The 13,898-nt window shown below is 68.0% G+C and carries 14 protein-coding genes; 9 read left to right on the top strand and 5 right to left on the bottom strand.

Annotated features, from left to right (window positions below):
• Window position 1: 1 nt before the first annotated feature.
• The 5 genes from ABD116_RS26750 (at window position 2) to ABD116_RS26730 (ending at window position 4,273) form a co-directional block, all read left to right on the top strand.
• On the top strand, window positions 2–619 hold the full coding sequence (locus ABD116_RS26750; RefSeq protein WP_343975900.1) for an MBL fold metallo-hydrolase: 618 nt from the start codon (window positions 2–4) through the stop codon (window positions 617–619).
• A gap of 67 nt (window positions 620–686) precedes the next feature.
• Window positions 687–1,628 (top strand): ABC transporter ATP-binding protein, encoded by a 942-nt coding sequence (locus ABD116_RS26745; protein ID WP_343975897.1) that lies wholly within the window; start codon window positions 687–689, stop codon window positions 1,626–1,628.
• The gene (locus ABD116_RS26740; protein ID WP_343975894.1) at window positions 1,625–2,392 is read left to right on the top strand and encodes an ABC transporter permease; all 768 of its coding nucleotides are present in this window, start codon (window positions 1,625–1,627) and stop codon (window positions 2,390–2,392) included. The genes ABD116_RS26745 and ABD116_RS26740 overlap by 4 nt, the downstream gene beginning before the upstream one ends.
• Before the next feature lie 22 nt (window positions 2,393–2,414).
• Window positions 2,415–3,653, top strand: coding sequence for a sensor histidine kinase (locus ABD116_RS26735; protein ID WP_343975891.1), 1,239 nt, complete (start codon window positions 2,415–2,417; stop codon window positions 3,651–3,653).
• Window positions 3,650–4,273: a response regulator transcription factor gene (locus ABD116_RS26730; RefSeq protein WP_343975888.1), complete on the top strand. Its 624-nt coding sequence runs from the start codon at window positions 3,650–3,652 to the stop codon at window positions 4,271–4,273. The genes ABD116_RS26735 and ABD116_RS26730 overlap by 4 nt, the downstream gene beginning before the upstream one ends.
• A 203-nt stretch (window positions 4,274–4,476) precedes the next feature.
• On the opposite strand, the gene ABD116_RS26725 is transcribed toward ABD116_RS26730, so the two are convergent.
• Window positions 4,477–5,313 (bottom strand): GNAT family N-acetyltransferase, encoded by an 837-nt coding sequence (locus ABD116_RS26725; RefSeq protein WP_343975885.1) that lies wholly within the window; start codon window positions 5,311–5,313, stop codon window positions 4,477–4,479.
• Window positions 5,310–6,146 carry a GNAT family N-acetyltransferase gene (locus ABD116_RS26720; RefSeq protein WP_343975882.1) on the bottom strand — a complete coding sequence of 279 codons (837 nt, stop codon included), beginning with the start codon at window positions 6,144–6,146 and terminating at the stop codon, window positions 5,310–5,312. The genes ABD116_RS26725 and ABD116_RS26720 overlap by 4 nt, the downstream gene beginning before the upstream one ends.
• Window positions 6,147–6,202: 56 nt before the next feature.
• On the opposite strand from ABD116_RS26720, the gene ABD116_RS26715 reads away from it, so the two are divergent.
• Genes ABD116_RS26715 through mptB form a run of 4 tightly spaced genes read left to right on the top strand, consistent with a single transcriptional unit; the run spans window position 6,203 to window position 10,122 of the window.
• Entirely contained in the window at window positions 6,203–6,829 is a 627-nt protein-coding gene (locus ABD116_RS26715; RefSeq protein ID WP_343975879.1) for a PadR family transcriptional regulator, read from the top strand.
• A gap of 60 nt (window positions 6,830–6,889) precedes the next feature.
• Window positions 6,890–7,876 carry an ATP-binding cassette domain-containing protein gene (locus ABD116_RS26710; protein WP_343975876.1) on the top strand — a complete coding sequence of 329 codons (987 nt, stop codon included), beginning with the start codon at window positions 6,890–6,892 and terminating at the stop codon, window positions 7,874–7,876.
• The gene (locus ABD116_RS26705) at window positions 7,873–8,637 is read left to right on the top strand and encodes an ABC transporter permease (RefSeq protein WP_343975873.1); all 765 of its coding nucleotides are present in this window, start codon (window positions 7,873–7,875) and stop codon (window positions 8,635–8,637) included. Before ABD116_RS26710 ends, ABD116_RS26705 begins: the two co-directional genes overlap by 4 nt.
• Before the next feature lie 48 nt (window positions 8,638–8,685).
• Window positions 8,686–10,122: a polyprenol phosphomannose-dependent alpha 1,6 mannosyltransferase MptB gene (gene mptB / locus ABD116_RS26700; RefSeq protein ID WP_343975870.1), complete on the top strand. Its 1,437-nt coding sequence runs from the start codon at window positions 8,686–8,688 to the stop codon at window positions 10,120–10,122.
• Here mptB and menD read toward each other — a convergent pair.
• From menD to menE, 3 genes are read right to left on the bottom strand one after another with little or no spacing between them, the layout of a single operon-like run.
• Entirely contained in the window at window positions 10,109–11,839 is a 1,731-nt protein-coding gene (menD, locus tag ABD116_RS26695) for a 2-succinyl-5-enolpyruvyl-6-hydroxy-3-cyclohexene-1-carboxylic-acid synthase (protein WP_343975867.1), read from the bottom strand. The genes mptB and menD overlap by 14 nt on opposite strands.
• The gene (locus tag ABD116_RS26690; RefSeq protein ID WP_343975864.1) at window positions 11,836–12,762 is read right to left on the bottom strand and encodes an o-succinylbenzoate synthase; all 927 of its coding nucleotides are present in this window, start codon (window positions 12,760–12,762) and stop codon (window positions 11,836–11,838) included. The genes menD and ABD116_RS26690 overlap by 4 nt, the downstream gene beginning before the upstream one ends.
• Window positions 12,759–13,859, bottom strand: a complete 1,101-nt coding sequence (menE, locus tag ABD116_RS26685) for an o-succinylbenzoate--CoA ligase (RefSeq protein ID WP_343975861.1) — start codon at window positions 13,857–13,859, stop codon at window positions 12,759–12,761. Before menE ends, ABD116_RS26690 begins: the two co-directional genes overlap by 4 nt.
• Window positions 13,860–13,898: the final 39 nt, after the last annotated feature.

Raw genomic sequence — 13,898 nt, 5'->3', positions numbered from 1 at the left:
CTTGAAGCTCACGAAGTACACGCATGCCTGTGTCCGGCTCGAGAAGGACGGGAAGGTGTTGCTGGTCGATCCGGGCAGTTTCACCGAGGACGCGGCCTTCGAAGGTGTGGACGCGATCCTGGTCACGCACGAGCACCAGGACCACCTCGACGTCGACCGGGTGAAGGGGCTCGACGCGCCGATCTGGACCAACGCGGGTGTCGCCGGGCAACTCGGCGAGCTGGGCGAGCGGGTCCAGATCGTTGCCGACGGCTCCGTCTTCGAGGCGGCCGGTTTCGCGGTCCGTGCCTATGGCAAGGATCACGCGATCATCCTGCCGGAGTGGGGAGTTCCGTGTGAGAACGTCGGCTTCCTGATCGAGGACGCGGTCTACCACCCGGGCGATTCGTTCACCCGTCCGGACCGCAAGGTGCACACCAACCTGGTGCCGATCTCGGGTCCGTGGTTCGCCCTGCCGCCGGCCGTCGAGTACGCCCGCGCTGTCGACGCAGTCCAGACGATCGGCATCCACGACGCCCTGCTCAGCACGATCGGTCAGGGCATGATGCAGCGCTTCATCAACGCCGACGACCGGCCGTACCAGCAGCTCGAGCCGGGCACCACAGTCGAGGTCAACTGACATTTGTCACCGGTACCGGTGACAGCTTCACGCAGTACGGGGCCGCTCGGCCGCCAAGCTGATCCGTATGGACGAATCAGCGGTCATCCAGGTCGAGCGGCTCACCCGCCGGTACGCCGGCCGGCCCGGCTACGAGGCAGTGCGCGGGGTCGACTTCGCAGTACGCCGGGGTGAGCTCTTCGCGTTGCTCGGCACGAACGGGGCCGGCAAGACCTCCACGCTGGAGGTGCTCGAAGGACTCGCGCAACCGACCTCCGGCACCGTCCGGGTGCTCGGCCACGACCCGTACCGGGATCGGCGATTGGTCCGGTCGCGGATCGGAATCATGTTGCAGGACAGGGGTTTCGCGGCCGATCTGACCGTCGCCGAGACCACCAAGATGTGGGCCGGGACGCTCAGCACGCCGCGCCCGGTCGGCGAGATCCTCGAGCTCGTCGAGCTGACCTCGCGAGCCGGTGTCCGCGTCCGCCAACTGTCCGGCGGCGAGCGGCAACGGCTGAGCCTCGGTCTCGCGATCGCCGGCCAGCCGGATCTGCTGTTCCTCGACGAGCCGACCGCCGGTCTCGATCCGGAGAACCGGCAACGCACGTGGCAGCTGATCTCTCGGCTGCTGTCGTCGGGTACGACGGTGCTGCTGACGACGCACTATCTCGCCGAAGCCGCCGAGCTCGCCGACCGGTTGGCGATCATGCACCACGGCCGCATCGTCGGACTCGGTACGCCGGCCGAGATCGCCGGCATCCGTCCGGCCCGGATCTCGTTCCATCTCCCGGCCGACGCTCGGCTTCCTTCGCTTCCGCAGGCTGTTGCCACCGTCGACGCCGGCGGCAAGGTCTTCCTCGACACCGAGGACCTGCAGCTCACCCTCACCGCGCTGCTGGCCTGGGCAGCGCAGGCCGGTATCCAGCTGACCGAACTCACCGCCCGCCCGGCCTCGCTGGAGGAAGCCTTCCTCGCGATCGCCGCCTCGGGCCCGATCGCCGACTCGACCGAAGGAGCAGCCGCATGACCTCACTGGCCTGGTCGGAGGCTCTGCTGCTCCGCCGCAACCCGCTGGCCGTACTGGTCGCCATCGGTCTGCCGATCTTCGTCGTCCTCGGACTGCAGTCGTCGGCAGAGCTGATGTCCGTCGTCGGCCCGGACCCGGGCACGGCGATCCTCACCATGATCGCGGCCGTGTCGCTGAACCTCTTCATCTACTACAACCTGGTCAGCTCGCTGGTCGCTCGCCGCGAGGAACTCGTCCTCAAACGACTGCGCACCGGCGAAGCCACCGACCTGCAGATCCTGGCTGGTGCCGCGATCCCCGCAGTGGTCATCGCCTGGGCGCAGGCGGTGCTCGCCGCCATCGCCAGCGCGTTGCTGGTCGGGTTACCCGTACCGGTGAACCTCCTGCTGGTGGTGCTCGCCCTGTTGCTCGGCGGGGCTGTGTTCGTCCTACTCGCGGCTGCTACCACCGCCCTGACCCGCAGCGTGGAGATGGCGCAACTGACGACCCTGCCCTTCCTGATCGTTCCGCTGAACTTCAGTGGGCTGTACTTCCCGCTGTCCGAACTACCGTCGTGGCTGGACCACTTGTCACGGCTACTGCCACTGACGCCGGTGGTGGAGTTGCTGCGGCTCGGCCTGTCGGGCACCACGCCGGGTGGGAGCACAGTGAGCTTGGCGGGGTCGTTCGTACCCGCAGTACAGCCGCTGCTGGTCCTGCTGGCCTGGGTGATCGTCGGTGGGCTGGCGACCCGCCGCTGGTTCCTCTGGGAGCCCCGTCGTTGAGCAACGTGACAGGCTGACCACCATGGTTTCCGTCCCGCGCTGGTGGCTAGCGCGCAGCAGAGCCGAGCGCTTCGACATCAGCCTCCGCTGGCCGCTCTACGGCATTTGCTGTGCCGAGATCCCGATCGCCGCCCTGGCCATCTTCAGCGAGCGGCAACACCGCGTCCTGGGCGTAGTCGTCTTTCTGCTCGTCGTTGTCGCGCACACCGCGGCCAACCTCTACCTGCTTCGCGAGAGTCTCGGGCGGTACCTGCATGGAAAGCAGGTCAGCAGCCGTGCGCTGATCGGTCCGATCGCCTTGGCAGTAGCCGGGGTCCCGGCAGCGGCGCTGGCCTTCCCCAGGTTCGCTTGGATCGGCGACTCGGATCTCCGGGACGGCGTGATCCTGGTGCTGGCCGGCGGGCTGACCTTCGCACTGACGCCGATGCTGCGCTGGATGAGCCTCTTCGGGGTCATGCTCGCCGGCAGCGTTCTGACCGCGGCGTTGGCAGTTCGGGTGGAGCCGGGGTTCGCCTACCTCAGTACGGTCGCCTTCATCGCCTTCACCTGCCGCATCTCGGCCTGGACCCTCGGGCTGGGCTGGGAGATCGACCGGTCGCGGGCGGTCAGCGCTCAGCTGGCGATCGCCGAGGAGCGACTGCGGTTCGCGCGTGATCTGCACGACACGCTCGGCCACAACCTGTCCCTGGTGGCAGTACGAAGTGAGCTGGCTGCTGCACTGGCAACGCGAGGGGACGCCACCGCCGCCGACCAGATGCTCGACGTCCGCCAGATCGCCCACGACTCGCTCCGCGAGATGCGGGCCGTCGTCAGCGGCTACCGCGCCACCGACCTCGCCACTGAACTGGCCGGCGCCCAATCGGTACTCCGGTCCGCGGGCGTCAACTGCCGCATCATCGGCGACGGCTCCGCGCTGACGCCCGCAAGCCAGACGGCGCTCGGCTGGGTGGTCCGGGAAGGCACCACGAACGTCATCCAGCACAGCGACGCGACCGTCTGCAAGATCGAGCTGGACCTCAGCCCCGAGCTCACCATCCTGCGCATGGAAAACGACGGCGTCCGCACCGCCTCCTCCTCCGCTGCGTCCTCCTCCGCCGTCGACTCATCCACCACCGCTACTGCCCGCTCCACCGGCGGCGGCTCGTCCGGTACCGGTATCGCCGGTCTCCGCGAACGCCTGGGCTCCCTCGGCGGCACCCTGACCGTCGGCAGCACCCCCGGCCGCTTCATCCTCGTCGTCCAACTCCCGGCCAGCACATGATCCGCCTCCTCCTCGCCGACGACGAGAACCTCATCCGCACTGCCCTGGCCGCGCTCCTCTCCCTGGAACCCGACCTAGACGTAGTAGCCCAAGCAGCCTCCTCCGACGAGGCCCTGGCAATGGCCCGCCTCCACCACCCAGACGTAGCAGTCCTGGACCTCCAGATGCCCGGCGTAACCGGCTCCACCGCCATAGGCGGCATAGGCGTAGTCCAAGCCCTACGCACCGAACTCCCCACCTGCCACTGCCTGATCGTCACCGGCCACGGCCGCCCCGGCCATCTGAAACAAGCCCTCGCGGCAGGCGTCCGCGGCTTCCTCCCCAAGACCGTCTCCGCCCAGGTCCTGGCCGACGTCATCCGCACCATCCACACCGGCGGCCGCTACGTAGACCCCGAGCTAGCCGCCGAAGCCATCTCCGCCGGCGACAACCCCCTAACCCCCCGCGAAGCCGAAGTCCTCGAACACGCCGCGGACGGCGCCCCGATCGAACAGATAGCCCGCCGCGCCTCCCTCTCCCCCGGCACAGTCCGCAACTACCTCTCCTCAGCCGCCACCAAACTGAACACCACCAACCGCCACGAATCAGTCCGGGTAGCCCGCACCCACGGCTGGATCTAGCTTCGAGCACAAAGTCGCCTCAGAGCCTGGATCGGTGAGGAACCGGGCCGCCACGCATACACAACCCCCGCGAACCACCGCGGCGCGCCGGGGTAAGCGGTTGCCTGCCGGTATTAGGTATGCACCGCCGTCCACTAGTTGCCGCTAGCAACCACTCTTGAGACTCCACGTCGAGGGTGAGGCCCACCTGAACAGCACCGGCTTCAGCTGAGTTCGTAGACGACGAAGTCGTTCACGGGCCGGTAGCCGATGGCGGCGTAGATCTTGTTGGACGTGGGGTTGGCGAGATCGGTATTCAGGCAAACCTCGGAGCCCGTGGCTCGGAGGACCTGGGTGACGTGGGCGGTGAGAGCGCTGGCGTACCCGTGGCCGCGGGCGGAGGGAGGGGTATAGACGGGGCCCACCCGGGTTGAGTTGAAGAGGGTCTGCTGGTGGCCGACGACGCTGACCACGCGGCCTCCGTCTTCCCAGAGCCATAGTCGGCCGCGTTCGATCCTGGTACGAACCCAGCGCTCCTGCTCGTCGGGTGACAGGGGATGTCCGAGCTCGATTCCGTAGGCGACCAGCAGAGGCACAACAGTCTCCGCATCCGCCGCAACCGCCTGGCGGGCGGTGCCTTCCGCGTGCTGTTCGACGAAGGTGCCGAGCTTGTGCAGCCGCATGCCGGTTGTCCGGCGGAAGGTTCTGCCGGCGTGCGCGGCAAGCAGTTCAGCCAGCAGGAGGGCGGCGCTCGCAGTACCGGCGATGACGTCTGGGTTGGGTGCTTGGGCGGCGCAGGTGTCGGCGATCGCCGGGACCAAGGCATCAGGTAATGCGCCGAGTTGGATGCCGCGGAGTGCGGTGCAGAAGGCGGCGCCCAGCACCGCGTCCGTGTCGTCGTGGATCGACAGGAACACCGGCGGCGCGGGGTCGTGCAGGATGCCGTTGATGCGATCCTCGGTGTTGCTGAGGATGTAGGAGTTGAGGACCGGATCGCGTTGCAGGAAAGGGTAAACGGTCGCCTTGAACTCCGCCGGGTCGGCGGTTACGCGGACCTTCATGGGGTGAAGATCAAGTCGACGAAGTCGGTGACGGGGAGGTAGCCGAGTTGGGCGTAGATTTTGTTGGAGGTGGGGTTGGCGAGATCGGTGTAGAGGCAGGGTTTGATGCCTTGGGCAAGGAGTTTGGCGGTGACCTCGCCGGTGAGGGCGCCGGCGTAGCCGTGGCGGCGGTGGGTGGGTGGGGTGTAGACGGGGCCGACGCGGCTGACGCCGAAGACGGGGGTGCGGTGGGCGGCCATGCATACCGGTTCGTCGTCGGCTTCCCAGAACCAGAGAGTGCCTTGCGCGAGTTTGTGTTCGGCCCAGTCGGGTTCCAGGAAGGGGGCCTCCTCGGGGAAGCCGTCGAGCATCCACTCGTGGGCGAGTTGGATGTCGGTCTCGCGCATCGGACGGATGGCGCCGGGGGCCGTCAGTGGGGTGAGCGTCTCGAGTTGGTGCAGTCGGGTGCCCGCTGACTCCGTCCAAGGTGCACGGTCTGCGCCGGACAGCTCCGCCCAGCGTTGGCCGAAGGCGGTGACGGCGGCGCGGTCGCCGGCGACGCCGCCGAGTCCGGGGAGCACCTCGAAGTACGCCTCGGCTACTTCGGCCGCGAGGTCCGCTCGGAGGGCGCCGACGTAGACGCGCCGGCCGGGAGTCCGCATCGCGGCGCCGGTCACCTCGCCGGTGTCGTCGTCGTGGACGGAGACGAAGTACGAGGGCTCGGGCTCGTACTGATTGGCGGCACGGTCGGCCACGTTGCTCAGGATGAGGGTGTGCCGGACCGGATCGCGGGTCAGGAACGGGAAGACGGTCGCCTGGAAGTCTGCCGGATCGGTGGTCAGCCGCGTGCTCATGCCCAGTCACCCTACGGGCAGCAACGGACACGGGCAGGTGAATTTACACTGCGATCATGTCCACCACGCGATTGCTCCTGCTCGGGGTCGTCCGGATCTTCCAGCCCGCGTACGGGTACCAGCTGCGCCGCGAGCTGATGACCTGGCAGGTGGAGCACTGGGCGAACATCAACCCCGGCTCGATCTACACCGGGCTGCGCACGCTGGCCAAGCACGGCTACCTGATGGAGCTGGAGGAAGGCGCCGGGCACAAACCCGGCAGGACGTCGTACAAGCTGACCAACGACGGCGAGTCGGAGTACTTCTCGCTGCTGCGATCGGCGCTCTGGACGGTCAACGGCTTCCAGCCCGGCCAGATGCAGGCCGCGCTCAGTTTCCTCTGGTCGCTGCGTCGCGACGAGGTGCTGGCCGCCCTGGAGTCCCGCATCGTGCAGCTGGAGCAACTCGAGAAGGCCGAGCCGTTCTCCGAGCGCCAGATCGCCGAAGACCCCGGTACGCCGAACCACGTGGTCGAGATGTTCCGTATCTCCAGCGCCCGCGACCGGGGCGAGCTGGAGTGGACGCGCGGCTTCCGCCAGCGGGTGGCCGACGGGGAGTACTCGTTCGCCGGCGAGCCGCCGAGCTGGGAGCCGCCTCCCGGGCTCACGACCCATTGGGGCACCATCCCCGACCCGCCCGGCTGAGCCAGGTTTCAGATTTAATCAACATTGACTATTCAATGTTGATTGTTCGACACTGTCCGCATGATGATCGAAGCTCGCGGACTCGTCCGCACCTTCAAGACCAAGCGCGGGCCGGTGCAGGCCGTGCAGGGGGTAGACCTGGATGTCGCCGACGGGGAGATCGTCGGCTTCCTCGGCCCGAACGGGGCCGGCAAGACCACCACGATGCGGATGCTGGCGACCCTGATCACGCCGACCAGCGGGACCGCGACCGTGGCCGGCTGCGACCTGGCCAAGGATCCGGTCGGTGTCCGCCGGCGGATCGGGTATGTCCCGCAGAGCGGCTCGACGCTGCCCGAAGCGATCGCCGGCGACGAGGTCGTCGACCACGCCCGGCTGTACGGCGTGAGCAAGAAGAAGGCAGCCGCCGACGGCCAGGCGCTGTTCGACGAGCTGGACCTGCCGGGCCTGTGGCGGCGGCAGTGCAAGACCTTGTCGGGCGGCCAGCGGCGCCGGCTCGACATCGTGATGGGGCTGATCCACGACCCCAAGCTGATCTTCCTGGACGAGCCGACCACCGGCCTCGACCCGCAGGCGCGGGCGAACCTGTGGGAGCACATCCGCGGCCTGCGCGACCGGGGCGCGACGATCTTCCTCACCACCCACTACCTGGACGAGGCGGACGCGCTCTGCGACCGGATCCTGGTCATCGACCACGGCAAGATCGTCGCGGCCGGCAAGCCCGAGGAGCTCAAGCAGCAGGTCTCCGGTGACGGCGTACGGCTGAGCCTGGCCGATGCCGCGCAGGCGCCTGCGGTGAGCAAGATCGTGGCGGAGCTGCCGGGTGCGGTCGCTGTCGAGACCGACGGTGATGTGGTGGGCTTCCGGATCCCCAAGGGCGGTTCGGTACTTCCGTCGCTGCTCCGCTCGATCGATGCCCAGGGCATCGAGTTGCACGGCGTCGAGGTACACCGGCCGACCCTGGACGACGTGTTCCTGACGATGACCGGCCGTTCCCTGCGCGACGAGGACACCTCCTCGGCGGATGACAAGGAGGAGGCCGCATGAAGGTCCTGACCGACACCTGGATCGTCTTCAACCGCGCGATGCGGCTGTCGCTGCGCAATCCGATGTGGTCGATCCTGATGCTGAGCCAGCCGCTGATGTACCTGTTCCTGTTCGGCCCGCTGCTCAAGCCGATCACCGCGCAGATCAGCCAGGGCGCGACCACGAACGCCTACCAGGTGTTCATCCCTGGCCTGATCGTCCAACTCGGCATGTTCGGCGCGATGTTCGTCGGCTTCGGCCTGATCGCGGAGTACCGGGCCGGCGTGATCGAGGCCGACCGGGTCACGCCGGCCTCCCGGATCGCGCTGATGGCAGGCCGCGTACTACGAGACGTCGTGGTACTCGTCGTGCAGTCGATCCTCCTGCTGCTGGCCGCGCTGCCACTGGGACTGCGCGCACCGTGGGGCGGCGTATTGCTGTCGCTGGTGATCGTCGCCCTGCTCGGCGCGACCTTCGCCTCGCTCTCGTACTCCGTAGCGCTCATCACCAAGAGCGAGGACGCCCTGGCGCCGCTGCTCAACGGCATCGCCATGCCGCTCCTGCTGCTGTCCGGCATCCTGCTGCCGATGCAGATCGGCCCGACCTGGCTGCAGCGGCTGTCCGACATCAGCCCGCTCAAGCATGTCGTCAACGGGGTCCGTGCGCTCTTCCGCGGCGACATCTCCAGCAGTGCGTCCCTGTGGGGCCTCTTCTGGGTAGTACTGCTCACTGTCGTCGGCCTGGCCGTGGGAGCCCGCACCTTCCGCAAGGAATCCGCCTGACCCCTCGTGTTCATCAGAGGGTCGTTTTAGCGAACTAGCGTCGGCGGTATGCGGGTACCGCTGGCGCTGGTTCGTGGGGTGATTGGCTCATGCGTTGTCGCCGCCGCCTCCTTGGTGACCTCGGTGGTGCCGGAGTCGTCGTGGGTGGCGTCGTTGCCGATTGCCAGTGACCTGCGGTCGACGCTGCCGGGGCGGATGACCGGGCTGGCGTTCATGGTGGCTGGGCTGGGGCTGATGGTTTGGGCCTGGCTGTCGGTCGGACGGCAAGTGCTGGCGGGGGTCCGGTACCGGTTGACGCCGTTCATCGTGTGGACGAGTGTGCCGCTGCTGCTCGGGCCGCCCCTGTTCAGCAGGGATGTCTGGAGCTATGCGGCGCAGGGCGCACTGGTCGCGGAGGGGTACGACCCCTACAGCGTCGGCCCGGGTGTGCTGTCCGGGCATGTGATCGAGGCTGTCGACCCGATGTGGATGCAGACGCCTGCGCCGTACGGTCCGATACCGCTCGCGTACGGCGGTCTCGTCGCGCGGCTGACCATGGATCCGTACGTACTCATGCTGGCGCACCGGCTGCTCGCAGTACTGGGCTTCGTACTGATCGCCTGGGCCGTGCCACGGCTCGCCACCGCCTGCCGGGTCAACCCGGCCATCGCAACCTGGCTAGTCGTCGCCAACCCGATGCTGATCGCGCACGGGTTGGGCGCGGCCCACAACGACATCCTCATGCTGGGACTGGCCTGCGCTGCCTTCGCGATAGCCCTCACTGGTCATTGGGGCACAGCTGCTGTCCTCGCCGGTATTGCTGCGGCCGTGAAGCTCCCGGGTGGGCTCGTGGTCGTCGCCATCGCCGCAGTGATGAGTCCGCTGGCTGGGCGCGCTCGCCTGCGACTGGCCAGCCTGACGATTGCGGGGGCGATCTCTGTACTGACCCTGGTGACCGTTGGCGAGCTGACCGGGGTGGGGTCGGGGTGGCTCAGTGCGCTCGATGTTCCAGGGCTGATCAAGTCGCCTTTGTCGATTTCCAACTTGATTGCGTTGGGGGCTTCCGGCGTACTGGGGTGGCTCGGCGAGGACACCGCTGCCCAGCAGGCGCTGCAGATCGTGCGGTTGCTGGCGATGCTCATCGCGATCGGGCTGATCGCGGTACTGGGGTTGCGGTCGTCGATCCACAACGCTGCTCGGGCAGTGGGGATTGCCTTGCTGGCACTGGTTCAGCTGGGGCCGACTGCGCACGACTGGTACTTCATCTGGTGCCTACCGTTCCTGGCGGTGGCCCGCCCCGGCCGCAAGCTCGCCACTGCCTTGATAGGCGTCAGCATCGTCCTGACGATCGCCTCGCCGCTCAACTCCTCACTGCGCGGCGCAGTCATCCCCATCCTGGTCACCACGGCCTTGGTACTAGTCGTAGTCGGCTGTCTACTCGGCCGACTCCGCACCCTCCAGCCGGCTCTCCCCACACGAACCAAAGTTGCAGCTACAACTGGCTGACTGCCTGGTGTAGGTCAGCATGTAGCTCTCGATGAGCCGAGCGATCCACTCTGACCTCTACAACGTCGATGCCGGCCACCGTGCGAGCCAGTACCTCCCGCAACTCGTCTGCTGTCTCCACTAGTTGGTGTGGCGTACCGGTGGCGGCGCAGAGCGCTGCGAGGTCGACGTCATGCGGCGTACCGAAGACGCGCTCGAAGTAGTCGGCGTGGTCGCCACCACCCTGCTCGAGCGTGGCGAAGATCCCACCCCCGTTGTCGTTGAGCACCACAATGCGAAGGTCGGGCCGAGGCTCAGCCGGCCCGATCACCAGCCCGTTGGAGTCATGCAGGAAAGCAAGATCCCCCACCAGCGCATGCGTCGCCCCCGCGTTGGCCAATGCGGCACCCACCGCCGTGGAGAGCGTCCCATCGATCCCCGCCAGCCCCCGGTTGGCCACCGTCCGAATCGGCACCACCGGAGCCAGATCAAGATCCCGCACCGCATTGGAAGAGGCAACAACAAGCATCCCGTCAGCCCCGACCGCTTCCCCAACCACCGCCGCAACCAGCGGCCCCGACAACCCACCGGCCGCCCCGGCCCGCCCACCGACCGGAGCAAGCACCTTGTCCATCGCAGCCCGCGCCAGCTGGTCGGCATGCAGCCACCGGTCCAGCCAGTCGGTCTGATCGGAGCCGATCACCTCAAGCCCGGTGACGACCGACGCCGCCCGATGCGCAGCATCAGGCCAGAGCCCGGTCGGCGCAACCACGATCACCTCAACGTCCGGCCGTGCAAGCAACTTGGAGATCGGCCGCGACAAGGTCGGATGCCCGAACACAATCACCCGCTCGATCTCCGCCCCGAGCGAAGCCACCGCCTCAGCCGCCGTCCCCGGCGTCGACGGTGCCGCCTGCGCGGTTGCAGCCGGAGACGTTGCTGCAAGCAACAATCGGTAGGCGGAGATGACCGCCGGGCCGGTCCTCGCCCGGCTGGAGGGTTCAGCGAACAGCGGCCAGTTGCCGGCCTCGGCCGCCAACCTCGCCGCCTGGGAGGCGCCGTCGCCTGCGACCACAACCGTCTTGGGGCCGGGGGCTACGGCGGAGGGCTGCGCGCCCGTCGCGTGCACACTCGTCCAGGGGCCGGTGGTGCGGCCGTCGAGGGGTTCGGGCCAGTCGCCGTCGTCGGTGGGGACCAGCGGCTCGACTAGTGGGCAGTTGAGCTGGACCGGGCCTGGGTCGGCGGTGCGGGCGCCGACGGCTGCCGAGACGGCGCGGGCGATCGACGAGCGCCAGTAGGCGACCTGCCCGAGCTGCTTGCTCGGCGTACCGAGTTCATGGAAGAGGCGGACGGCGTCGCCAAAGACCTTGAGCTGGTCGGTCGTCTGGTTGGCACCCGTCCCCCGCAGCTCCGGCGGGCGATCTGCGCTCAACACGATCAGTGGCAGACCACTGTGGGATGCCTCGAGCACCGCGGGGTAGAGGTTGGCTACCGCAGTCCCGGAGGTCGTCAGCACCGGTACCGGCAGACCGGTGCCACGGATCAGGCCGATCGCCAGGAAGCCCGCAGTACGTTCGTCGATGCGTACGTGGAGCCGCAGACGCCCGTCGCGGTCGGCAGCGGCCAGCGCGAGAGCCAGCGGGGTGCTGCGGGACCCGGGAGCCAGTACGGCCTCACGGACCCCGGACCTGATCAGCTCGTCGACCACTACAGTCGCGAATGCCGTGGACGGGTTCATCTGGTTCCTCTCAGTGCTTCTACCCTCGCGAACCGCGCTTCCCACTTGGCTGTGGTCGCTTGGTCAGCAGTTGGCAACTCTGGAGCCGGCACGAGCCGCTTAACCGGCAGGAAGCCGTTGACCGGCAGCAGCGGCTCGTCGACGACCTCTGCCGTGAACATGGAGACAGTGGCAAGACCGCACGCGTACGGGAGCTCAGGGAGAGCCGCTGCAAGCGCAACCCCGGCAGCGATCCCGATAGAGGTCTCCAACGCGGAGGAGACGACCACTGGCAGCCCGATCTGCTCAGCGATGTCCAGACAGGCCCGGACGCCGCCGATCGGCTGCACCTTCAGTACGGCGATGTCGGCCGCCTCAAGCTTCTTGACCAGCAAGGGATCCTCGGCCCGACGGATGGACTCATCGGCAGCAACCAGTACGTCGGTACGCCGCCGTACAGCCGCCAGGTCCTCCACCGAAGCACACGGCTGCTCCACATACTCCAGGTCGAACCGCTGCAGCTCCTTCAACGCCCGCAGCGCCTCATCCACAGACCAGGCCCCATTGGCATCGATGCGCACCTGCCCGCCACCAATGGCATCGCGGACAGCCTCCACCCGCTCCAAGTCATCCCTGAGCGTCTGCCCCGGCTCAGCCACCTTCACCTTCGCCGTCCCGCACCCCGACGCCCGCACGATCGCCGCAGCCTTCTCCGGTCCGATCGCCGGCACAGTGCAGTTCACCGGTACTTCGGAACGCACCGCCGCAGGCCACCCGTCATAAGCGGCCTCGTACGCCGCCCGAAGCCAAGCCACACACGTCGCATCGTCGTAGTCCAGAAACGGCGACCACTCGGCCCACCCCGCCGGCCCCTCGAACAACATCCCCTCGCGCACCGTGATCCCGCGAAACCGGTTCTTCAACCCGATCGCATAAGTGATCACCGCACACCGTCCAGCAACCTCTGCCGATCAACCTTGCCCGAAGCAAGCATCGGCAACGCGCTCAACCCCACCACCTGCCGAGGCGCCCACGTCCGAGGCAACACCTCACCCACAAAATCCCGCAGCTCCTCGCGCCCGACCTCCCCCACCACGAACGCAACCACCCGCGAACCCCATTCACTGTCAGGAACCCCAAGCACAACAGCATCCTTGACCCCCGGATGCTCCAGCAACCGCGCCTGCACGGCAGTAACCGTCACATTCACCCCACCAGAGATGACGACATCATCCACCCGCCCCACCACCCGCAGCCGGCCATCAACCAACTCACCACGGTCCTGAGTCCGAAACCACCCGTCCCGCAGCACCTCCGCCGTCAACTCAGGCTGCAAGCGGTAGCCGGAGAAGAGCGTCGGCCCCTTGATCAGAATCCTCTGGTCGTCCAGCCGCAGCGAGGTCCCCGCCAACGGTTCGCCGGCATATACACACCCACTGCCCGTCTCTGTCATCCCGTACGACGGAATCGCGGTCACGCCCGCCTCGGCCGCCTCGGCCTTCAACCCGGCCGGCATCGCCGCCCCGCCGATCACGATCGCATCGAAGCCCCGCAGCACCTCGACATCCGTCCGCAGATACCGCGCCAACTGCGTCGGCACCATCGCCGTGTAGCGCCGCTCCCCCGTCATCGCCGAGGCCCCCGCCGCGAAGTCCGGGTAGTCGCTCGCGACCACTGGTGTGTAGCCGGCCAGCACTGACCGGGTGAGGACCTGCAGCCCCCCGACGAAGTACGGCTGCATCGGGAGCAGCCACTGGCCGGGGCCGCCAAGCCGCTCATGCGTGGCCGTGGCCGACGCGACCAGGGCAGCCGTCGAGAGCAAGACACCCTTCGGCTCGCCCGAGGACCCGGAGGTCGCCAGCACCACGCCGACCCCGGAAGACTCGAGGGGCTCGTCCGGTACCACCGCCTGGCCGACGCGCGCCGCAGCGGCCGGATCGCCCGGCAACGGGGCGAACGCAGTACCGGTACCGTCCAGCAAGGCGGTCAGTGCCGACAGGACGGCATCCGGGGTGCCAGGGACCAGGCGCAACGTAGACATGTCCCTCCGAGCGTACGGCGCACCCCGCGCGACCCCGCG

Source organism: Kribbella koreensis, assembly GCF_039525325.1.
Lineage (GTDB): Bacteria > Actinomycetota > Actinomycetes > Propionibacteriales > Kribbellaceae > Kribbella > Kribbella koreensis.
Note: the sequence above shows the minus strand (reverse complement) of the source record. Positions and strands in the feature narration are given on the sequence as shown.